The organism is Methylobacterium sp. J-030 (assembly GCF_022829545.1).
Lineage (GTDB): Bacteria > Pseudomonadota > Alphaproteobacteria > Rhizobiales > Beijerinckiaceae > Methylobacterium.
The window spans coordinates 32,560-52,018 of the sequence record NZ_JAKSYM010000297.1; the positions used below are offsets into that span (position 1 = coordinate 32,560).

Sequence of the window (19,459 nt, forward strand, 5' to 3'; positions counted from 1 at the left end):
TCAGCGCCAGTCGTAGGGATTGTAGGGGTCGAGCGCAGCCTGGATCTTTCGGAGAATCGCGGGCTGGCGCTGGAGATCCACGTCGCGGGCGAGTGCCCGCAGGAAGGCCCGCGGACCGTGTTCGAGGTCGCGGGTGAGGCCGTCGTAGCGGTCGGACGGCTCGACATGGGCCGGATTGACCGCCACCCGGTAATCCAGCCCGCAGGTCGGCGGATCGATCCCGAGGCGGTAGCAGATCCGCACGCGGGCGAAGGGGGCCTCCGGGCGATAGTCGACCCGGTAGCCGCCCAGCTTGAAGGCGCCGCCGGTCACGCGCTCGGCGTAGGACAGCGTCTGAGCCACGGTGGCGAAGGCGGCGGTACGGCGCTCGCGCACGAGGTCGATGGCCGCGCGCTCGCTCGGCACGACCGATTGCGCGCAGGCCGCGGTGGAGACCAGCGTGGCCAGGATGGCTGGGACGTGGGCGCGCATCACGGCTTCTTCATGCAGACCGCGACGGGTTCGGCATTTTTGGCGGCCTTCGCGGTCATGTCGAGGCAGCCGACCGTGGCGACGCCGTCCGTGACGGTCACGGACGGCAGCACCGCCATGCCCCGGCAATAGGCGCCGATCAACACCTCGTCGCGGCGGCAGGCCACGTCCAACCGGATCTGGCTGTTGACGGCCGGCCCTGCCGGCCCCGCGGGACCCGCGGGACCCCGTTCGCCGGTAGGGCCGCGTTCGCCCGTCGCCCCGTTGAGTCCGGCGGGCCCCTGTGGCCCGGCCGGTCCCTGATCGCCCTTCGGTCCGGGTGGGCCGGCAGGACCCGGCTTCGCCCCGTCGCAGCCTGACAGCGCGAGCGCCGCGATCGTGCCTGCCACGATCGCGGTCAGAAAGAGTTTCATCGGGGTCTCCGGCCAAGCCTACTCGTGGAAGTGGTGCAAAGCGCCGGTGCGTCAATCGCGCTCGCGGTTCGCCCCCCCGGTCGTGATCGATATGAAGGCGGGACAAGCCTCGGACCGGATCGGTTCGAGCGAGCCGATTAAGTCTTTGGTAAAAGCTCGCTTCTACGCAACTTATAGAGGGTATTATCAACGTAATTTACCCAGGATGACGGACCAGGCACCAACGTTTCTCGGCAGATACAGAACGTTCGGTTGTCATCTGGCACGCCTGCGCGGCGACGCCGATGGGGCCGCGGCGGTGGAATTCGCCATGGTGAGCCTGCCGTTCCTCGCATTGTGCGGCGCCATCTTCCAGGTGGCATTCCAGATCTGGGCGACGCAGAACTTCGATCGCGCCCTGCAGAATGCCGTCCGCACGATCTTCACCGGCCAGTTCCAGCAGGCGAATACGGGCCAGACCGACGCGTCCAAGCTCCTGGCGGCCCTGAAGACAACGATGTGCGGGCCGGCTAACGCCACCATCGTCAACATCTTCAATTGTCAGGCCGTCAAGATCGACGTCGCGACCGCCAGCACGTTCTCGAGCGCGTCCCCGTCGACCCCGGTCAACACCGCGACCGGGACGTGGAACACCACCTTCGGGACGAACTACGCCTGCGCCGCGCCGGGCACGATCGTGATCGTCACCGCGGCCGTGCAGTTCCCGACCTTCTTCAATCTCATGGGCCTCAACACCCGTCAGTTCACGACCGGCAGCGGCGCGGGATCGAGCCTGCTGGTCTCGACCGCGGTGTTCCGGACGGAGCCCTACCAGACGAACGGGGCGAGCCCGTGCTGAAGCGCCTCGTCCGCAGAGCGAAGCACCTGCGGCGCGACCGCCGCGCCACGGCCGCGGTCGAGTTCGCCGTCATCCTGCCGGTCCTGCTGGCGATCTGGGCCGGCATGACGGAACTGGCGCATGCCATCGACGAGTGGCGCAAGCTGACGCTCCTCGCCCGCACGGTCGCCGACCTGACCGCGCAGGGCGATACCAAGAATCCGATGAGCACGACGTTGATGACCGACATCCTCGCCTCGGCCACGACGGTGATGCGCCCGTTCAACGCCGCGAACGCCAAGATCGTGATCAGCGCGATGGGCGTCGGCCTCACGGGCGCGACCCAGATCCCGACCGTCTGCTCCAGCTATGCCAGCGGCAATGCCGTGGCCCGCAGCACCGGTCTCGCCAGCAGCCTCACCGTGCCGCCCGGCTATCAGACCGTCGGCATGCGCTACGTGCTGGCCGAGGTCAGCATCACCTACACGCCGATGATCGGGAGTGCCCTGGTGAAGCTCGCCAAGGGCGTGAGCAGTACGATCACCTTCTCCAGCGTCGCCCCCTGGCCGACCCGGGGCGGGACAACCTACGGGAACAACATCTACACCGAAGTGGTGCTGCCCGGCACGACCGCGAAGGCGTGTGATGGCACGACTCCGTAACGGCACCCGCCTGCTGCGCGATCGTCGCGGTAACGTCGCGCTCCTGTTCGCCTTTGTCAGCGTGCCGATGCTCATGCTGGGCGGAGCGGCCATCGACTACGGCTTCGCGACCCGGCTGGAAACGAAGCTCCAGGCCGCGACCGACTCCACGGCGCTGCTGCTCTGCCAGACGCCATCGACCACGAGCTCGGCGGACCTTAACACCCTGGCCCAGACCACCATGAGCGGTGCCATGGGGACGACGAACCTCGTGGTCGACCCGCTGGCCATCACCAGCAACCCGCGCCAGATCACGCTCACGGCGCACAAGGTGTCGACGACCTTCTTCGGCAAGCTGACCGGCACCGCTCGCATCAACCCGGGCGCCACCTCGCAATGCGCGACGCCGATCCCCAAGACCTTCGAGATCGCGCTGGTGCTCGACAATACGGGCTCGATGGCCGAATCGAGCGGCGGCCAATCGAAACTGCAGGCGGTGCAGCAGGCGGCCACGAACTTCGTCAACTACGTCTACACGAACAGCTCCTTCAGCAGCGCGACCCGGATCTCGATCGTGCCCTTCGCCGGCGCCGTGGCGGTGAATCCGACGACCTACCGGTACGCCGGCTGGATCGATCAGAACGGGCAATCGAGCCTGCACTGGACCAACGTCCTCGCGCCGAGCGGATCCAATTTTACGAGCCGGTTCGACATCTTCACGAAGCTCAAGAACAGCAGCGGCTTCAGCAGCTGGGGCTGGGGCGGATGCCTGGAATCGCTGCCTTATCCGTTGAACACCCAGGACAGCGCCCCGACGTCGGGCAACAGGGACTCCTACTACGTCCCGCTATTCGCGCCGGACGAGCCGGGCGACGCCAGCAACTCGTATCGCGGTTACAGTGACAGCACTGGCACGTATTACTCGTACAACAGCTACATCGACGACGATACCAGTACCAATGTCGGCTCGTGCCCAATCAACAAGAGCCTCTCGTACGATGCTTCGCTGGGCCGGGCCTGCAAGTACGTGATCCCGCTCAACGCCACGACCAGCAATTACGTCGGGATCCCGAACGGCCCGAACTTCGGCTGTACGACGCAGCCGCTCCTGCCGCTGACGACCGATCAGACCGCGCTCAAGACCCTCATCGGCAACATGGCGCCGCTGGGCTCGACCAACATCTTCGAGGGGATCATGTGGGGGTGGCGGACGCTCTCGCCGAAAAGCGTGTTCTCGAGCGCCTACGCATCCATCAACCCGGCCACGAGCCCGCCCGCCGATTATACGACGGCTGCCAGTTCATCCAACGCCTCCGCGATCAACAAGATCATCATCCTGATGACCGACGGCACCAACAGCTGGACGGCCAATCCGAACGCGCCGACCGGATCGCTGTATTTCGCCGCCGGTTATTTCCAGAACGCCAACCAGACGAGCGCCAATCCGCGGATGCCGCCGGCGCCCTACCAGAACGTCTCGGATACCAACAGCGCGCGAAACGCTCTCGACGCGCTCACCGCGACGGCCTGCGCCAACGCGAAGGCGGCCAATATCTCGATTTACACGATCGGGTTCAGCATCCCATCCGATCCGATCGACTCGGCCGGTCAGACGCTCCTGAAGAACTGCGCCTCGTCGGCGAGCCAGGCCTTCATCGCCAACACGTCCAACGACCTGATCGCGGCCTTCCAGAAAATCCAGTCGAGCATCGGTGCGCTGCGGCTGACGCAGTAGGCGATCGGATTCGCGCGTCTCCTTTGGAGAATGGGCAGCGCACGGACCTGCTTTTCTCCCGCCCCGCACCGCGGGCTTCAGGCGACTCGGATCGAGGCGCGCCGCTCATCCCGGAGCGCGACAGACCCTTCGAGCCGATGGGTGCGCCCGCCGAGACCGCGGGCCTGTACCGCCGGAGGCCCGCAGAGCGTGGGCAGGGCGTCAGGCTCGCTCTCGACCGCGGTTCCTGACGGATCGTTGACCGGAAGGGCGCCTTGCTCAGACCGGTGCGTGGCTACCACAGCCCGCTTGGAAGCAGGCCTGTGGGACGGTCCGCCCCACGCGTGACCGAACAGATCCCGCGCGACGCCGACCCGCTGCGAGCCGTACTGCGAACGGACGACGTATCAATCGTCCCGATAGACCCGCTCCCGCCGCTCGTGCCGCTCCTGGGCTTCCAGCGACAGGGTGGCGATCGGCCGCGCATCGAGGCGGCGCAGGGAGATCGGCTCGCCGGTCTCCTCGCAGAAACCGTAGGAGCCGTCCTCCAGCCGGGCGAGCGCGGCGTCGATCTTGCCGGTGAGCTTGCGCTGGCGGTCCCGCGCCCGCAACTCGATCGCCCGGTCGGTCTCGGACGAGGCCCGGTCGGCGAGGTCGGGGTGGTTCTCGTTCTCGCTCTGGAGCGCGACCAGGGTATCCTGCGCCTCGCGCAGGATGTCGTTCTTCCAGCTCAGCAGCTTGCGCCGGAAATATTCGCGCTGCCGATCATTCATGAAGGGCTCGTCGTCGGAAGGGACGTAGCCATCCTCCAGCGTCACCTTCGCCATGCGTCACCCTCGCTGGATCGTAACCCGCCCACCAGGGGATGGCCGGTGCGCGGCGATAACGTGAGGTGCCGTATAGTCGAGGCGATCTATCGCGACAACGCACGCAGGAACGAGGGCCGGAAGGCGTGGCCACTGTACCGCCGCGTGCGGCAATCCGGTCACGGTACAGACCTTTTACTCTGTCATTCCTGTCCGCAGGCGAACAATCGCGGCGGCGATCTCCGTCGTGAGGCTGCGGGCCAGGGGCAGCCTGTAATGGGTCTGGTCGAAGAACAGGTCGGGATCGGCCCCCTCGGGGCGCCCGTCGCGCCAATCCACCACCGTGCTCAGCGGATGCGTCGCCAGCGCGCGGCGGACAGCGGCTCGGCAGGCTGATTCAGCGGTCGCCCGGGGGCTTCCGACCGGCGGTTCGGACCGCGCATAGACCGGGGGGAAGACGACCACCACCGGCGTCCGCGCGGGGACGCGTGCGAGTTCGGCCCGCAGCCGGTCGGCGATCGGGAACGGGCCGCCGTGATGCGGTTCCGGTGCTGAACTCACCGGCTTCTCCAAGGCCGCTTTCTTCGCGGGTTCGATGCCGAAGCCCTGGCCGAGATAGTTGCGCTCGTAATCCCACCAGCCATCGGCCGGAGCCGTCTTGCGACGCGGATTCAGCAGCCAGCCCAGACGGTTGACCGTCTCCTGCGCGGCCGGGAAACGGATGAGACCCTTGAGATAGTCGGGCCAGTCGCCGAGCAGCCATTCGGGAAACGCGTGCTCGCTCGGGAAAGCGGGATCGTCCGCGCACCAGAAAGCATCGGCCGAGAGCACGAGCGCGGCGGGGTGGGCGTGGTGCTGGAGATACCAGGCGAGGATCGCGAACTGCTCCATCGGGCCGGTCGCCGGCACCGAGAGCTGGACGAACGGAATGCCGGTGAGCCGGGTCAGCGCCGCCGGCTCGATCAGCTGGATGTGCGAATTGCCGATCACCGCGCCGGTGAAGGCCGGATCGCGCCCGCGCATGGCCGAGGCCGTACGCGGGCCCTGCGGTCGGACGGCGCCCCGCGACAGCAGCGTCGAGCGGCCGGTATCGTAGGGATCGACCAGCACCGCGAGCGCCAGATAGGCCGCGAAGATGCCCACGACGGACAGCAGCAGGGATCGGGCGAAGCCGCGCCAGTCCCGGTCCGTGCTGCGGGGGATCGTCGCCATCCTCAGAACTGGAAGTAGATGAACTCGTAGTTCGCATCGTCGCCGATCTTCAGCAGGACGAGGACGAACAGGAGCGCGAAGCCGAAGGCGAGCCAGCGCCGCGGCGGCAGCCGGTGGACCGCCTCCCAGGCGGTCGGTCCGACCGTGGCCACGAGGGCGGCGATCGCGATCGTGCGCCACTTGAAGCCCGCGCCCTTCGGCGCGAACCCGAACAGGCCCTTGAACACGATGAGCGCGGCCTCGAAGCTCGTGGCCCGGAACAGGACCCAGGTCAGCACCACGAACAGGCTGGTCAGCAGCCAGCCGACCGGCGCCGGGATCGCGATTCGCACCTTCCGCCCGAGCACGCCGGCACCGAGGCCGATCCCGTGCAGCGCCCCCCAGGCCAGGAAGGTCGGGCCCGCTCCGTGCCACAGGCCGCCCAGCGTCATGGTGGCGGCGAGCGCCCCGACTTGCCGCGGCAGCCCGTGCCGGTTCCCGCCCATCGGGATGTAGAGGTAGTCGCGCAGGAAGCGCGACAGGGTCATGTGCCAGCGTCGCCAGAAGTCGCGCAGCGAGGTGGCGCGGTAGGGCGCGTCGAAGTTCTGCGGCAGCACGAGGCCGAACAGCAGCGCGATGCCGAGCGCCATGTCGGTGTAGCCGGAGAAATCGAAATAGATCTGGAAGGTGAAGCCGAGCGTCGCCTGCCACGCCTCGACCACGGTGACGGTTTTGCCGGTGGCCGCCGCCTGGAACACGGGGTTCACGTAGGCCGCGAGCGGATCGCCGAGGAACACCTTCTTGGCGAGGCCGACCGCCAGCAGCATCAGGCCGCGGCTGAAGCGCTCGGCGGCGTCGGGGCGCGCGTAGGGCTCCGCGTCGAACTGGTGCATGATCTCGCTCCAGCGCACCAGCGGGCCGGCGAGAACCTGCGGAAAGAAGGCGATGTAGAGGGCGTACTTCACGAGCCCGAAGCCCGGCGCCCGGCCGGCCCGCAGGTCGGCGAGATACATGATGTGGTGGAAGGTGAAGAACGAGATGCCGAGCGGCAGGGCGAGCCCGAGCCGCGGCGCCGCGAGGCCCGGGATCAGGTTGGCGAGATCGGCGAAGAAATCGAGGTATTTGAACACGCCGAGGAGCGCGAGGTTGGCGCCGATGGCCGCCGGGATCAGCCAGCGGCCGGGCCACCGCCGGTAGAGGCGCGCCGCGCACCAGTTCGCGAGGATCGAGCCGGCGAGCAGCGGCACGAAGCGGATGTCCCACCAGCCGTAGAACACGAAGGACAGGCCGACGAGGAGCGGCAGCCGCCAGCCCGGCGCGGCCCGCGCCACGAGGGCGTGCAGGATCAGCGCGGCCGGGAGGAAGGCCAGGAGGAAGACGAAGGAGTTGAACAGCATCGGGCGAGGCGGCGAACCGGATGGGCCGCCAATGTCTCCGATCGGAATCGGGCCGCCTTGTCGGGGATCGCGGCCGGCCCGTCAATCGGCGGCTCGCGCCCGGTCCTCAGGCCATCCGAAATCTGAACGCGGCCGTTGTCGGGCGAGCCGGGCTCCAGCACACGGAGCGCCGGGTCAGTGGCACAGGTGGACGCCTCGCGACGGTCTCGTGCCGGATCCCGGGTCGTATTCCGCTTGCGCTGCATGCGCCCGGGAAAAGGACGGTGCACAGCCGGGTCGCCGCGATGGCTTCGCTCCGCCCGTAAGAACGGCCGAGCCGTCGAGCGGGCGGCTCACCCCCCACGCCGGGCCGCCTCGATGGTCAGCCCGAGCCCCACCGAGCCGAAGATATCGCCCTCCACGACCCGGGCGGACGGCAGGGCCGCGGTCAGCGCGGCGCGCAGATGCGGCATGCCGGTGGAGCCACCGGTGAGGAACAGGGCGTCGATCCGCTCCGCCGCCAGCTCGGCCTGGGCGAGGCAGCGCGTGATCCGGGCCGCCACTGCACGGGCGAGATCGCCCGTCTGATCGGCCAGCGTCCCGCGATCGAGGCGCGCCGCCAATCCGCGCTCGATCAGGCCGAGATCGAGTTCCGTGTCGCCCCGCTCGGACGCCGCGATCTTGGCGCCCTCCACCGCCCCCGCGAGGGCGTGGCCGCGCTCGCCCTCCACCACGGCGTGCAGCCGCTGGACCAGTTCGGGCCGAGCGCAATCCCGGATCACTTCGTCGATCTCGCGCAGACACTTCGGATTGTAGAGGCGGTTGATCGCCGACCAGGTCGCGAGGTCGTGGTAATAGGCGTTCGGCACGGCGAGGTCGCCCCGGCGCATCGGGCTGCCGAGGCCCAGCAGCGGCATCACCGTGCCGAGGCTGAGCTGCCGGTCGAAATCGGTTCCGCCGATGCGCACGCCGTCATTGGCCAGGATATCGCCGGCCCGGTCGGGCTTCCCCCGCCGTTCCGGCGACAGGCGCACGATCGAGAAGTCCGAGGTGCCGCCGCCGATATCGGCCACCAGGGCGATTTCTTCGGACTGGACCTGCCGCTCGTAGTCGAGGGCGGCGGCGATCGGCTCGTACTGGAACCAGACCTCCCGGAAACCGACATCGCGGGCGATCGCCCGGAGCGTGTCCTCGGCCCGGCGGTCGGCCTCCGGGTCGCCATCGACGAAATGAACCGGGCGGCCGTGAACCACGCTGTCCAGCGCGGTGCCGCTGGCCGCCTCGGCCCGCGCCTTCACCTCCGCGAGATAGCGGGCGATCACGTCGCGCAGCCGCAGGCGCTGACGGCCGACCGGGGTCGTCTCGTCCATCAGCGGCGTGCCGAGCACGGATTTCAGGCCGCGCATCAGCCGCCCGGATCGGCCCTCGACGTAGGCGGCCGTGGCCGCCCGACCGATCAGCGGCTCCCGGCCGAGCTCGAAGAAGATCGCGCTCGGGATCGTCCGGTGCGCCCCCTCCAGCGGCAGCAGGGTCGGGCCCTCCGGGCCGAGATGCCCGAGGGTGGTGTTCGATGTGCCGAAATCGAGGCCGCAGGCCGCCATCGTGTCGTGGGTCCGGTTTCGCTTGGGGCGGGGGCGTGGCCGTACAGGGCCGCGGCGTTCGGGTCCAGGCCGGAAGCCGCGCGGCAGGTCTGACGGGAAGCGTGGACAGCGCGTCCGCGGAGGCTCGCGTCGCCCGGCGGCGTGCTACTAAGGCGCCATGCGATCCGACATCGATCTCGGCCTGACCGGCGAGTGCCCCGCGCTCCTCGACCTCACCGAACTGCTCGCCACGCGGCTGCTGGTCCAGGGCAATTCGGGCTCCGGCAAGTCGCACCTGCTCCGCCGCCTGCTGGAGCAGAGCGCCGGCCTCGTCCAGCAGGCGATCATCGATCCCGAGGGCGATTTCGTGAGCCTCGCCGATCGCTACGGCCACGTGGTGGTGGAGGCGGACGGCGACGATGTCGCCCTGCAGCGGATCGCCGCCCGGGTCCGCACCCACCGCGTCTCGGTGGTGCTGTCGCTCGAGACGCTCGACGCGGACGGGCAGATGCGCGCCGCAGCCGCGTTCCTCGGCGGCCTGTTCGACGCCGACCGCGACCATTGGTATCCGATGCTGGTGGCGGTGGACGAGGCGCAGCTCTTCGCGCCGGCCGCGGCCGGGGAGGTCTCGGACGAGGCACGGCGCCTGTCGCTCGGCGCGATGACCAACCTGATGTGCCGCGGCCGCAAGCGCGGGCTCGCGGGCATCATCGCCACGCAGCGGCTCGCCAAGCTCGCCAAGAACGTCGCGGCCGAGGCCTCGAACTTCCTGATGGGCCGGACCTTTCTCGATATCGACATGGCGCGCGCCGCCGATCTCCTCGGGCTCGAACGCCGTCAGGCCGAGACGTTCCGCGATCTGCCGCGCGGGCATTTCGTGGCGCTCGGCCCGGCCCTGTCGCGTCGGCCGCTCACGATCGCGGTCGGGCCGACCGTCACGGTCAGCCGCAGTTCCTCGCCGGTGCTGGTCCCCCTGCCGGTGGCAATGGAGGATGCCCGCTCGCTCATCCTCACGGCGAGCCCGGAGGAGAGCGCGGTGCCGCTCGCGCCCCGCCCGAAGCCGCGTCCCGCGCCGGTCCCGGACGTGCTGGTGCAGCTCGCGAATTACCGGCCACCCACCCCCGCCGAGGAGCTTGACGAGGAACCGATGGACCCGGAAGCGCGGGAGGCGGCGCTCGCAGAGGTGCTGGCCTCGGTCCTGGCGGATGCGGATGCCGCCGCCTGCACGCCCGCGACGCTCTATCAGGATTTCACGGTCCGGTGCCGCATCCGGCGGCTGCGGGGCGACACGATGGGTCTGCCCGAGTTCAAGCGCCGCCTAGCCGTTGCCCGGGCTGAGGCCGGCGGCGCGGTCGCCGACGATTCGGGCTGGGCGCGCGCGCAAGGCATCGCGGCCGGATTGCCGGACGACCTCGCCGGGCTGTTCCTGGTGGTGGCCCGGGCGGCGATCGAGGGCGCGCCCTGCCCCACCGACGCCGTGCTGGCCGAGGCCTACGGCACCAGCTCGGGCGGCAGAGCGCGGCGGATGCTGGCCTACCTGGAGGAACGCGGTGCGATCGTGACCCGCAAGGACCTGCGCGGCGCGCCGATCATCGCGGTGCCGGATCTCGGCGTCGAGACCGGCCCCGGTGGAGTTCCTCCGGCAGCGGGCGGTCTCCGCAGGCGGATCGGCTAGGCGGATCACGGTCTTCCGAAGGATCGCACCTTAACGCCGTCTGTTGCAATGCAGACCGGCAGCGGTCCGAGCTGTTCGATATCTGTAGAATTATACTTCTTTACTGTGAAATGTGTTTTTTAAGCTCGATTATATTATGATAGTGATTTCGATCGATTTTTAGATCAGGGCAATGTTTTTAAAATTTATGATATATAATATTCGTACATGTAATTTCAGACCGGTTCAGACACAAAATTGAAAATTACTATCGCGAATGATACTCTAGACAGGCAAGTGATTCGACCAAATCGGAGACGCTGAGATGCCTCGCCCGACTGCCGTTGCTGTCGCCGATACGGACGACCACGATCATGTCGACGGTTGTCTGTGTGACGTAAAGCTCGGTGCCGGTGAGTTGCTTGCGGACGAGGATCTGCCCGCAGCGCACGGTGGAGTCCTGACGAAGCGTGTGCGTCGCTCGGCCGCCTTGGACGACACGAACGACCTCGACGGCTGCGATCTGGATTTCACTCAGGAAGCCCCGACGGGCGATCAGGACCTTCCCCCTGCAACCGGAGGCATCGCTTGACATGCCATACGCTCTCACGTGGCTCCCGCGCGTTCTGCAGGATGCCGGGCTCAAAGTCGCAGAGCAGCCGGGCTGGCAAACCCGCGGCCACGGTGATGTCGGGCCGATCAAGGGGGTGATCTGTCACCACACGGCCGGCCCATTGAAGGGCAACATGCCGAGCCTCAAAGTGATCACGGAGGGCCGCCTGGGCCTTTCCGGGCCGCTCGCGCAACTCGGTCTCGGACGGGACGGGACCTTCTATATCGTAGCGGCGGGGCGGGCCTATCATGCTGGGCCGGGTTGCTGGCAAGGCATCACGACCGGTAATTCGAGCTTCATCGGGATTGAAGCCGAGAACACCGGCCTGACGAGCGGCGCATCGGCGGACCCTTGGCCGGAGATCCAGATCGACGCCTACGAACGCGGCGTTGCAGCCATCCTGAAGAAGATCAAGGCGAACGCCATCATGTGCTGCGGGCACAAGGAATATGCGCTGCCCTTAGGCCGGAAAGTCGACCCGACTTTCGATATGAAGCCGTTTCGGACTGCGGTGGCGGCGATCATGGCCGGGACCGCCCCGGCACCGCGCATCATCCCAGTGGCGGACGCCGCGAATCGCCCGACCCTGCGCCGCGGCACTACGGGTGCCTACGTCACCCAGGTGCAGAACAAGCTCGCGCTCGCGGCCAACGATACGTATGACGGGGCGACCGAAGCGGCCGTCAGGGAATTCCAACGCAAAAAAAATCTTGTGCCCGACGGGATCGTCGGTCCTAGAACCTGGGCTTCGCTGGAAGCCGCCTGAGGATAGTCCGGGGCGCGGGCCAGTGGCCCTCGAAGGACGACAATGCGGAAGACGCCTACGGTCTGCTGCGCCGGGTTCAATGTGCGGGATCGCTCTCGGTCGCAGCTTGGCGGCGTTCTCTTACGCCGAGTCGGCTTTGCGTGCTGCAACCGGTCCCAAAGCCGGGTCATCGGGTATGCCCTCGCCGTCGCGCTGATCTACGGCTCCGCCACGGCCGCGCGGGCGCTCCCACGGACGCTGACGTGCATCTACACCGAGCCATTCATAACCACGACCTACGTCGCCAGGACGAGGACCCTCATCATCGAGCGTGCGCCCGGCCAGTCCCGCACGGTCATCCGCGGCGTCGCCGCCGATACGGCGCGCCCAGCGACGCTCCGATTTCGGACGAGCCGTCGCGTGGTGCAGACCGTGAACCTGAGCCAGAGGGGTTCTGACGGCATGAGCGACAAGGTCTTCCCCTACACGGGACATCTCGTCAGCGGGAATCTCACGGGCGGCTGCAAATAAGGTTGCCCGTCTCCCGACTCGAACGCGGGGCGGTCTTGCTGGAGATCACGCGCCCCGACGCACTTCCAGCTTGGCGAGCTCCACCGCGGCCCGCAGCTCGATCTCGGCCATGAGGCCGTCGAGCCGCGGATCGCCCGACGGACCCGAGCGCTCGGCCAACCGGCCCGCGATGGTGCGCAGCTCCTGCGGCGCCACACGGCCGCCGAGCAGGGCGGCCTTCAACCGGTCGAGGCCGTCGAGGAGATCCTGGCCGCGCTTGGCCGAGCGGCGCCGCCGCTCCTGGGGTGTTTCGCTCTCGGCCTGCAGGAGCAGCACCGCGTCGAGCCCCGCGAGCGAGGCGGCCGCCGCGGGCGCGCCGGCGCCGGACGCCGGAGGCGCGGCCGCGTCGAGGCTGAAACCACCGCCGCCCTCGGGCCGCCGGGGGGCCGCGACGCCGCCCGCGCTCTGGATCGGCTGGCGAGTCTCGACGCGCATGATGCGGTTCGCGTTGCTCCAAGCGCCCCTGCGCCGCACCGGAAGGTCGGCCGGCGGGGTTAAGCGTCCGTAAACGGGGCGGCAGAAGCTGCCGGGTAGGCAGCTCCGGTGCCGGCGCCGCGCGCCCATCCGGATCGCCCTGGATCGCGAAAAGACAATGTCTGAAGGCGCTTGGCCGGCGGTCCGGGATGGCACGGCGCTGGCAGGAGGACGGCAGGTCCGTTCACCCGTGAAACCCCCCGGCATGCGCCCGCGTCCCGCGTTCAGTCTCCTGCACTCCCTGCTCGGCCTCTGCGCCGGCGCGCTGCTGCTCGCGGCCCTTTCCGGCCCGGCGCTCGCCCTGTCGCGCGTCAAGGATCTCGCCTCCATCGAGGGCGTGCGCCAGAACCAGCTCGTCGGCTACGGCATCGTGGTCGGCCTCAACGGCACCGGCGACACGCTCAACAACATCCCGTTCACCAAGCAGTCGCTGCAGGCGATGCTGGAGCGGCTCGGCGTCAACACCCGCGGCGCCACGATGCGCACGCAGAACCTCGCCGCCGTCATGGTCACGGCGAGCCTGCCGCCCTTCGCCGCGCAGGGCACCCGCATCGACGTCACGGTCTCCTCCCTGGGCGATGCCAAGTCGCTCCAGGGCGGTACGCTGCTGGTGACGCCACTCCTCGGCGCCGACGGCGAGGTCTACGCCCTGGCGCAGGGCTCGGTGGCCATCGCGGGCTTCGCCGCCGAGGGCGCCGCCGCCAAGATCACCCGGGGGGTCCCCACCAACGGGCGCATCTCAAACGGAGCCAATATCGAGCGCGAGATCGCCTTCAAGCTGAACGACGCCAAGTCCCTGCGCCTGTCCCTGCGCAACCCGGACTTCACCACCTCGAAGCGGATCGCGGCGGCGATCAACGATTTCATGGGCGCCGACACGGCCGAACCCACGGATCCCGCCACCGTCACGATTCAGATCCCGGCCCGCTACAACGGCAACATGATCCGGCTGATCACCGAAGTGGAGCAGCTCAAGGTCGAGCCCGACCAGACCGCCCGGGTGATCGTCGACGAGCGCTCGGGCATCATCGTGATGGGCCGCGACGTGCACGTGTCCACGGTGGCGATCGCGCAGGGCAACCTGACCATCACCATCACCGAGCAGCCGCAGGTGAGCCAGCCGGCGCCGCTCTCCAACGGGCGCACCGTCGTGGTGCCGCGCACCGGCGTGAAGGTCGATACCGGCGAGGGCAACAAGCTGGCCCTGGTCAAGGAGGGCGTGAGCCTGCGCGAACTCGTGGACGGCCTCAACGCCCTCGGCGTCGGCCCCCGCGACCTGATCTCGATCCTGCAGGCGATCAAGGCGGCGGGCGCCCTGCAGGCCGAGATCGAGCTGATGTGACGAATCCCCCGAGGAGGACCCGAATCATGCTGCCATTCGCCAGCCCCGCGGCCAACGCCGCTGCGGGCATCGGGACCGCGGTCGACGGGATCGTCGGCACCGCCAACCGGGCCAAGGCCTGGAAGACCGCCACGGAGTTCGAGTCGATGTTCCTGGAATCGAGCCTCGACCGTCTCACCCAGTCCGAGGGGACCGATGGCCCGCTCGGCGAGAACGGCACCGGTGGCGGCATCTACCGCTCGATGCTGACCAAGGAATATGCGGGACAGATCGTGAAGAGCGGCGGCGTCGGCATTGCCGATTCGATCTTCCGCGAGATCATGAAGATGCAGGGAGCATCGAGCAATGGAACGAGTCATGCCAACGGCTGAGGCGCTACGCGTCGCGGACCGCGTGACCGCGGAGGCGCTGGTCGCGGGCGTGCTCGGCAACATGGCCGCCCTTGAGGCGGTGCTCGCCGAGGAGGCGGCCCATGTCCGCGCCGGGCGGCTGCGGGAGGGGATCGCGGCCGCCGAGCCGAAGGCGGCGCTGGCGGCAGCCTACATGCAGGGCTTGGAGGTCGCCAAGGCCAACGCCGTGGCGCTGAAGCGCTTCCATCCCGAGGGCGTCGAACGATTGCGGACCGCGCACAAGCGGTTCACCGCCACGGTCGAGGCGAACCAGACCGTGCTCGACAGCGCGCGCGGCGTGTCGGAGGGCCTGATCAGGTCCCTGGCGGAGGAGATCGGGCGGGCGCAACTGCCTTCAGGCTACGGCCGGCAGGCCCCGGCCCCCTCCCCGTACGGACGCGGGGTACGCAGCGGTCCCCTGGTCCTGTCGCGCAATCTGTAGATCCCGCGGCTGCGGATGTCACCGGCGGCCGTTGCCGAACCGCAGGTAGGTCCGCACCTCGCCGAGATCCGTGTCGGCGCGGTTGTCGATGGCGAGGTGGCCGGCGACCAGAGGCGCCGCCGCGGGGGCTCGCCCGGCGCGCAGGTCCAACCCGGCGGCGACCCGGGCCGAGATGCGGATGCAACTGTCACTGCCCGGCAGTCGGACGAAGCCCGGCCCCTTCGTGGGGCACGGCACGGGGCCGGGGGCCACGGGCGCCTTCTGCGGCTCGCCGGCCGACGCGGAGCCCGCGGCGATCAGGAGCGCAAGAGCCGGCGCGAGAGCCGGGAGCGGCCAACGCCACCGGTACCGGCTACGCGGCAAGGCGGGACAACTGCCGGTGCAGGACATCGATATAACCTTCGACCTCGCTGATGACCGGGTCGAGGTCCGGCTCCAGAATGCGCAGCCGGGCGAGGTCGCGCAGCAGGATGTCCAGTGCGATACCGCGATCGTCCAGCCGTGGATATCCGGCGCTGTACGTGTCGATGGCCTGCTCAACCTTCACGATCGCACCGATCCGCTCTGGGCCGCCCAGACGACGGACGAGTTCGACGGGTTCGGACAGCGACATGCGGAGCCCTCCTCGAATCAGCAGCGACGTGACGGTGCAACCGCAACGCACAGTTCAGTGCGGGAAAGCGGCAGGACTATGATCGCGGCGATCGGTTCACCACACAGCTGCGCGATTGCACAGCGCACCCGGGCCCCGGCTCAGCTGATGTAGTTGACCAGCGAGAGCTTCGAGAGCGTGGCTGTGATCTGATAGCTCGCCTGGAGCCGGTTCTGAACGTCGAGGAGCTTGGTGACGACTTCTTCGGTGGGGGCCTGCTCGATCCCGTCCAGGGTGTTCTGCACGGTGTTCTGGGTGGCTGCGTTGGTGCTGCTGGCGTTGGTCAGGCGCGCGGATGCCAGGGAGAGCTGGGTGACGGTGTCCTGAACGCCGGAGCTTCCGTCGGCGGCGGTCAGGAGCGTGCCGGCCGTGTCGACCACCGACTGGTAGGTGGCGTTGGTCGAGCCATCGTTCGTCGTCGGCAGAGCGAAGGCCATCGTGGCGAGGCCGGCGAGGACGTTCTGCACCGCCGGATCGATGGCACGCGCACCCGTGCCGATGCTGGCGCCCGCGCTGACCTGGACCGACTGGGTGTTGATCGCGTCCGTCTGCTTGCCCGCCGCATACGTGTTCTCGCCCTGATACCAGAGCACCGTATCGGTCGCGCTTGCGGGCTTGTAGCCGATCGGGTTGTTGTTGGCGTCGAAGGCGACGCGCTCGGGCATCACCCCGGTGTTCGATGGGCCGCCCTTCACCGAACCCGTGAAGAAACTCGACGCGGCGGCGGCGGTGGCGTTCACGGCCAGCGTGCTGCTCGCCAGCCCCGTCAGCGCGTTGTTCAGCGTCGTCGACAGGTTGTGCATCGTATCGCTCGGACTCGACCCGATGGCGAAGGTCGTGGTCGAACCGGAGTCCGCGCTCGCCGCTGCCGTCAATGTCAGCGTCTTCGTCGTGCCGTCCGGCAGCCCCAGCGCGATCGTCACACTGTCGCCCGGCAGAGGCTGCTGAGACGGCAGAGACAGGGTAAAGGAGGCCGGCGCGGAAGCTGCGGCCGGCCTATAGGTGGCGCTGAGCGCGGAGCCCGTCACGGTCGGCGTCGCGGCGAGGGTGAACCCGAACAGGCCGCGGGTGGCGCTGTTCGCCTCGTCGGTCACCTGGACCGTCGTCGACGACGTGGTGGATGCCGGGTCCGGCACCTGGGTCAGCCGTCCGTTCTTGGCGGTCCCGACCGCGGCCCCGACATACTCCGCAACCACAGCGGTCAGCCCAGCGATCGAATGGCCCTGATCATCGGTCGTCCCGTTCAGGACCGTGTCCACGTCGGCCACCGGCTGGGTGGTGGTGTCGCTGCCTCCGAACAGGTAGTTGCCCGCCGCCGACTGGTTGAGCGTGTCGAGCGCCGTCTGCAAGTTCCCCAGCGCGGTGGAGCGAACGGCGACGGAGTCGGCCGCCGCGCTCTGGACGCCATTGTTGAGGGTGTCGCGGGCGCTGCTGCCGAGCGTCGCGACCTGGGTCAGGCTGGTCACCGCGAGGTTCGTGCGCGTCTGCGCGGCGCCGATACCGGCCGCGTATCCGGTGAGCGCGCTCAGCGTCGCCTGGGCGGCGAGCGCCGTCGATCGCCCGGAGCCGAGGCCGCCATAGGTCGTCGCCACCAACCCGGTGGAGACCTGACTCGACAGGTCGGTGAGCTGGTTCTTCAGCGCGGCGAGCTGCGAGGCGTTCCGCGTCGTGAGGTAGGAGCCGGCCGCGAAGGGCGTGATCGTCGTCATGATCAGATCTGCAGCAACTGGTTAAGCATGTCGCGGGCCGCGGTGAGCACCCGGGCGTTGGCGCCGTAGGCGGTCTGCAGCGCGATCAGGTTCGACATCTCCTGGTCGATGTTGACCCCGGCCGCCGAGGAGAACCGGGCCTGAGCGGTGGAGAGCGCCGTCTGCTGCGTCGCATCGATCGCGGTCGCGTTCGCGGAGGCGGCTCCCTGGGTCGCGATGATGTCCTGCGCGAAGCCGGCCACGGTGGCGCTATAGGGCGCAGAAACGCCGCCGACCCCGCTCGCCGACGAGAAGGTTTGCTGGGTGGAGGTCAGGGCCGTGAACAGGCCCTGCGCCCGGGCCGCGCTGGCGGTCGAATCCGTCGCGCTCGTTGCCGTCAGCACCGCCGTGTTGGCGGACACGTTGCTGTTGACGGCGAGGCGCTGGGCGAGACCCGTGAGCTTCGAGCCACCGTCGAGCGAGCCCGTGTAGAGGCTGTTGCCGTTGCCGTCCACGAACAGGGCGAGTTGGGGATAACCCGAGGTCGGATCCGTCGAGGTCGGGACGGTGATGCTCGCCGTCGCGGCGACCTGGGGCGGGTTGGCGGCGGTGCTGCTGCTCGTAATGGTGATACTGGCGCCGGTGCCGCTTACCGACAGGGTCGGATCGAGGGCGCTCAGAGCGGTGCTGATCTGCGCCGGATTCAACGGAAGCTGGATCTTGGCCACGAGGGCGTTGGCGTCGGCGGTCTGGCTCGCGGTGATGGAGGTCGATGCGGAGTTGGACGCGACCAGGATGATGTTCCGGCCGGTGCTGTTGGCGCTGGCCGGGATCGTCAGGGTGTTGCCGGCCTGGAGGCCGGTCAGGTCGATCGTGGCGGAATTTCCCGTGCCCTGCGTCGCGGTGACCTGCTTGTTGGTCAGCGCGGTGGCGAGCCCCGCCGCGAGGTCGTCGAGCTGGCGTTGGGCCTGCGGCAGGGTCTGGTCGCGCAGTTCGAACTCGGCCGCGAGGCTCCCGGAGCGCAGGACCCCCGGTTCGCCCAGATCGATCTGGCCGCCGCCCGGCAGCGTGGCGGTGATGGTCCCCACCGAGCGTTGGTTCGGGTTGGAGGAATAGGTCGAATTGGCGTTCAGCGTTCCGCGCCCGTCGAAGCTCAGCGACGCCGCGGAACCGCGATCGACAAGCGTCACGCCCGACTGGGTCAGGACCGAGACCGTACCGTCGCGCTGCGCGGTCGTCGTGATGTCCATGTAGCTCGACAGGCTGGTGACAGCCTGGTCGCGCTGGTCCTGCAGGTCGGCGAGCGATGCGCTGTCGGAGGTGTTCTGAATCTTCGTGTTCAGGCTCGCGATGCTCGTCAGCAGCGCGCTCGCCGCGTTCGTGTCGGTGCCGAGCTGCGATTCGATCCCGGTGCGCAGGGTCTGCACCGTGTTGGCGGCGCTGTTGATCTGGCTGGCGAGCGCCGAGGCGTCGCCGAGCACCGTCGTGCGGGCCGGGGCGGAGGTCGGGTTCGCGGACAGTTCCTGCAGCGATTCGGTGAAGGTGTTCAGGGTGCCGTCGAGTGACGAGGCGGTACCCGGCGTGCCGTAGAGGGCGTCGAGCTGCGTGGCGATCCCGGCCTTGGTGCTGGTGTAGGCGGCGCCCGACGTCTCAAGCCGGAGCTGACTGAGCGCCGCCGCGTCGAAGTTGCGGGTGATCTGCCCGGCCGCAACCCCCGAATTGTTTGGACCGGTGGAGACCGTCGAGAGCGTCCGCTTGACGTAGCCCGCTGTCCCGGCATTGGCGACGTTCTGCGAGACGACGTTGATCGCCGCCTGCGTGGCGGCCAGCCCTGCGGTGGCGGTCGAAAGCGCATTCAGCGACATCTCACGCCCTCCGCTG

General features: G+C 68.7%; 20 protein-coding genes. 8 read left to right on the top strand and 12 right to left on the bottom strand.

Going from position 1 to position 19,459, the window contains the following annotated elements:
- A complete protein-coding gene (locus MKK75_RS22265; protein ID WP_244044695.1) occupies positions 1-471 on the bottom strand; it encodes a hypothetical protein in 471 nt (156 codons plus the stop codon).
- Positions 471-884 carry a hypothetical protein gene (locus MKK75_RS22270; protein ID WP_244044696.1) on the bottom strand — a complete coding sequence of 138 codons (414 nt, stop codon included), beginning with the start codon at positions 882-884 and terminating at the stop codon, positions 471-473. The genes MKK75_RS22265 and MKK75_RS22270 overlap by 1 nt, the downstream gene beginning before the upstream one ends.
- Here MKK75_RS22270 and MKK75_RS22275 point away from each other — a divergent pair.
- The 3 genes from MKK75_RS22275 to MKK75_RS22285 are packed head-to-tail and all read left to right on the top strand — an operon-like array spanning position 850 to position 4,077.
- The gene (locus MKK75_RS22275) at positions 850-1,722 is read left to right on the top strand and encodes a TadE/TadG family type IV pilus assembly protein (RefSeq protein ID WP_244044697.1); all 873 of its coding nucleotides are present in this window, start codon (positions 850-852) and stop codon (positions 1,720-1,722) included. The two genes, MKK75_RS22270 and MKK75_RS22275, sit on opposite strands and share 35 nt — an antisense overlap.
- Positions 1,716-2,363 carry a TadE/TadG family type IV pilus assembly protein gene (locus MKK75_RS22280; RefSeq protein WP_244044698.1) on the top strand — a complete coding sequence of 216 codons (648 nt, stop codon included), beginning with the start codon at positions 1,716-1,718 and terminating at the stop codon, positions 2,361-2,363. Before MKK75_RS22275 ends, MKK75_RS22280 begins: the two co-directional genes overlap by 7 nt.
- Positions 2,347-4,077, top strand: a complete 1,731-nt coding sequence (locus MKK75_RS22285; protein WP_244044699.1) for a TadE/TadG family type IV pilus assembly protein — start codon at positions 2,347-2,349, stop codon at positions 4,075-4,077. Before MKK75_RS22280 ends, MKK75_RS22285 begins: the two co-directional genes overlap by 17 nt.
- Before the next feature lie 386 nt (positions 4,078-4,463).
- Here the strand turns inward: MKK75_RS22285 and dksA are convergent, their stop codons facing one another.
- The 4 genes from dksA to MKK75_RS22305 all read right to left on the bottom strand — a co-directional run bounded on the left by dksA (position 4,464) and on the right by MKK75_RS22305 (position 9,030).
- A complete protein-coding gene (gene dksA, locus MKK75_RS22290; RefSeq protein ID WP_010683819.1) occupies positions 4,464-4,883 on the bottom strand; it encodes an RNA polymerase-binding protein DksA in 420 nt (139 codons plus the stop codon).
- Between the two features lie 174 nt (positions 4,884-5,057).
- Positions 5,058-6,074: a hypothetical protein gene (locus MKK75_RS22295; protein ID WP_244044700.1), complete on the bottom strand. Its 1,017-nt coding sequence runs from the start codon at positions 6,072-6,074 to the stop codon at positions 5,058-5,060.
- 2 nt (positions 6,075-6,076) lie between these two features.
- The gene (locus MKK75_RS22300) at positions 6,077-7,450 is read right to left on the bottom strand and encodes an MBOAT family O-acyltransferase (RefSeq protein ID WP_244044701.1); all 1,374 of its coding nucleotides are present in this window, start codon (positions 7,448-7,450) and stop codon (positions 6,077-6,079) included.
- A gap of 332 nt (positions 7,451-7,782) precedes the next feature.
- Positions 7,783-9,030, bottom strand: coding sequence for an Hsp70 family protein (locus MKK75_RS22305; RefSeq protein ID WP_244044702.1), 1,248 nt, complete (start codon positions 9,028-9,030; stop codon positions 7,783-7,785).
- 157 nt (positions 9,031-9,187) lie between these two features.
- On the opposite strand from MKK75_RS22305, the gene MKK75_RS22310 reads away from it, so the two are divergent.
- Positions 9,188-10,684 carry an ATP-binding protein gene (locus MKK75_RS22310; RefSeq protein WP_244044703.1) on the top strand — a complete coding sequence of 499 codons (1,497 nt, stop codon included), beginning with the start codon at positions 9,188-9,190 and terminating at the stop codon, positions 10,682-10,684.
- A gap of 247 nt (positions 10,685-10,931) precedes the next feature.
- On the opposite strand, the gene MKK75_RS22315 is transcribed toward MKK75_RS22310, so the two are convergent.
- Positions 10,932-11,258 (bottom strand): hypothetical protein, encoded by a 327-nt coding sequence (locus MKK75_RS22315; protein WP_244044704.1) that lies wholly within the window; start codon positions 11,256-11,258, stop codon positions 10,932-10,934.
- On the opposite strand from MKK75_RS22315, the gene MKK75_RS22320 reads away from it, so the two are divergent.
- The gene (locus tag MKK75_RS22320; RefSeq protein WP_279594054.1) at positions 11,257-12,042 is read left to right on the top strand and encodes an N-acetylmuramoyl-L-alanine amidase; all 786 of its coding nucleotides are present in this window, start codon (positions 11,257-11,259) and stop codon (positions 12,040-12,042) included. The genes MKK75_RS22315 and MKK75_RS22320 overlap by 2 nt on opposite strands.
- Positions 12,043-12,597: 555 nt before the next feature.
- Here the strand turns inward: MKK75_RS22320 and MKK75_RS22325 are convergent.
- Positions 12,598-13,026, bottom strand: a complete 429-nt coding sequence (locus MKK75_RS22325; RefSeq protein WP_244044706.1) for a flagellar assembly protein FliX — start codon at positions 13,024-13,026, stop codon at positions 12,598-12,600.
- A 244-nt stretch (positions 13,027-13,270) separates the two neighbouring features.
- Here MKK75_RS22325 and MKK75_RS22330 point away from each other — a divergent pair, with 244 nt between their 5' ends.
- The 3 genes from MKK75_RS22330 to MKK75_RS22340 are packed head-to-tail and all read left to right on the top strand — an operon-like array spanning position 13,271 to position 15,238.
- Positions 13,271-14,407 carry a flagellar basal body P-ring protein FlgI gene (locus MKK75_RS22330; RefSeq protein WP_244044707.1) on the top strand — a complete coding sequence of 379 codons (1,137 nt, stop codon included), beginning with the start codon at positions 13,271-13,273 and terminating at the stop codon, positions 14,405-14,407.
- 26 nt (positions 14,408-14,433) lie between these two features.
- Positions 14,434-14,778, top strand: a complete 345-nt coding sequence (locus tag MKK75_RS22335) for a rod-binding protein (RefSeq protein ID WP_244044708.1) — start codon at positions 14,434-14,436, stop codon at positions 14,776-14,778.
- A complete protein-coding gene (locus MKK75_RS22340; protein ID WP_244044709.1) occupies positions 14,765-15,238 on the top strand; it encodes a hypothetical protein in 474 nt (157 codons plus the stop codon). The genes MKK75_RS22335 and MKK75_RS22340 overlap by 14 nt, the downstream gene beginning before the upstream one ends.
- An 18-nt stretch (positions 15,239-15,256) precedes the next feature.
- Here MKK75_RS22340 and MKK75_RS22345 read toward each other — a convergent pair whose 3' ends face one another.
- The 4 genes from MKK75_RS22345 to flgK all read right to left on the bottom strand — a co-directional run bounded on the left by MKK75_RS22345 (position 15,257) and on the right by flgK (position 19,443).
- Positions 15,257-15,490 (bottom strand): porin, encoded by a 234-nt coding sequence (locus MKK75_RS22345; protein ID WP_244044710.1) that lies wholly within the window; start codon positions 15,488-15,490, stop codon positions 15,257-15,259.
- A 100-nt stretch (positions 15,491-15,590) separates the two neighbouring features.
- Positions 15,591-15,851 carry a hypothetical protein gene (locus MKK75_RS22350; RefSeq protein ID WP_244044711.1) on the bottom strand — a complete coding sequence of 87 codons (261 nt, stop codon included), beginning with the start codon at positions 15,849-15,851 and terminating at the stop codon, positions 15,591-15,593.
- Between the two features lie 140 nt (positions 15,852-15,991).
- Positions 15,992-17,599, bottom strand: coding sequence for a flagellin (locus MKK75_RS22355; RefSeq protein ID WP_244044712.1), 1,608 nt, complete (start codon positions 17,597-17,599; stop codon positions 15,992-15,994).
- Positions 17,600-17,601: 2 nt separating this feature from the next.
- Positions 17,602-19,443 (bottom strand): flagellar hook-associated protein FlgK, encoded by a 1,842-nt coding sequence (gene flgK / locus MKK75_RS22360; protein WP_244044713.1) that lies wholly within the window; start codon positions 19,441-19,443, stop codon positions 17,602-17,604.
- Between the last annotated feature and the right edge of the window lie 16 nt (positions 19,444-19,459).

Excerpts from the sequence above, each read along its gene's own strand:
- MKK75_RS22300 (WP_244044701.1), bottom strand. The coding sequence starts at position 7,450 with ATGCTGTTCAACTCCTTCGTCTTCCTCCTGGCCTTCCTCCCGGCCGCG.
- MKK75_RS22325 (WP_244044706.1), bottom strand. The coding sequence starts at position 13,026 with ATGCGCGTCGAGACTCGCCAGCCGATCCAGAGCGCGGGCGGCGTCGCG.
- MKK75_RS22355 (WP_244044712.1), bottom strand. The coding sequence starts at position 17,599 with ATGACGACGATCACGCCCTTCGCGGCCGGCTCCTACCTCACGACGCGG.
- MKK75_RS22350 (WP_244044711.1), bottom strand. The coding sequence starts at position 15,851 with ATGTCGCTGTCCGAACCCGTCGAACTCGTCCGTCGTCTGGGCGGCCCA.
- dksA (WP_010683819.1), bottom strand. The coding sequence starts at position 4,883 with ATGGCGAAGGTGACGCTGGAGGATGGCTACGTCCCTTCCGACGACGAG.
- MKK75_RS22305 (WP_244044702.1), bottom strand. The coding sequence starts at position 9,030 with ATGGCGGCCTGCGGCCTCGATTTCGGCACATCGAACACCACCCTCGGG.
- MKK75_RS22315 (WP_244044704.1), bottom strand. The coding sequence starts at position 11,258 with ATGTCAAGCGATGCCTCCGGTTGCAGGGGGAAGGTCCTGATCGCCCGT.
- MKK75_RS22270 (WP_244044696.1), bottom strand. The coding sequence starts at position 884 with ATGAAACTCTTTCTGACCGCGATCGTGGCAGGCACGATCGCGGCGCTC.
- MKK75_RS22310 (WP_244044703.1), top strand. The coding sequence starts at position 9,188 with ATGCGATCCGACATCGATCTCGGCCTGACCGGCGAGTGCCCCGCGCTC.
- MKK75_RS22320 (WP_279594054.1), top strand. The coding sequence starts at position 11,257 with ATGCCATACGCTCTCACGTGGCTCCCGCGCGTTCTGCAGGATGCCGGG.
- MKK75_RS22335 (WP_244044708.1), top strand. The coding sequence starts at position 14,434 with ATGCTGCCATTCGCCAGCCCCGCGGCCAACGCCGCTGCGGGCATCGGG.
- MKK75_RS22330 (WP_244044707.1), top strand. The coding sequence starts at position 13,271 with ATGCGCCCGCGTCCCGCGTTCAGTCTCCTGCACTCCCTGCTCGGCCTC.
- MKK75_RS22340 (WP_244044709.1), top strand. The coding sequence starts at position 14,765 with ATGCCAACGGCTGAGGCGCTACGCGTCGCGGACCGCGTGACCGCGGAG.
- MKK75_RS22285 (WP_244044699.1), top strand. The coding sequence starts at position 2,347 with ATGGCACGACTCCGTAACGGCACCCGCCTGCTGCGCGATCGTCGCGGT.
- MKK75_RS22265 (WP_244044695.1), bottom strand. The coding sequence starts at position 471 with ATGCGCGCCCACGTCCCAGCCATCCTGGCCACGCTGGTCTCCACCGCG.
- MKK75_RS22295 (WP_244044700.1), bottom strand. The coding sequence starts at position 6,074 with ATGGCGACGATCCCCCGCAGCACGGACCGGGACTGGCGCGGCTTCGCC.
- flgK (WP_244044713.1), bottom strand. The coding sequence starts at position 19,443 with ATGTCGCTGAATGCGCTTTCGACCGCCACCGCAGGGCTGGCCGCCACG.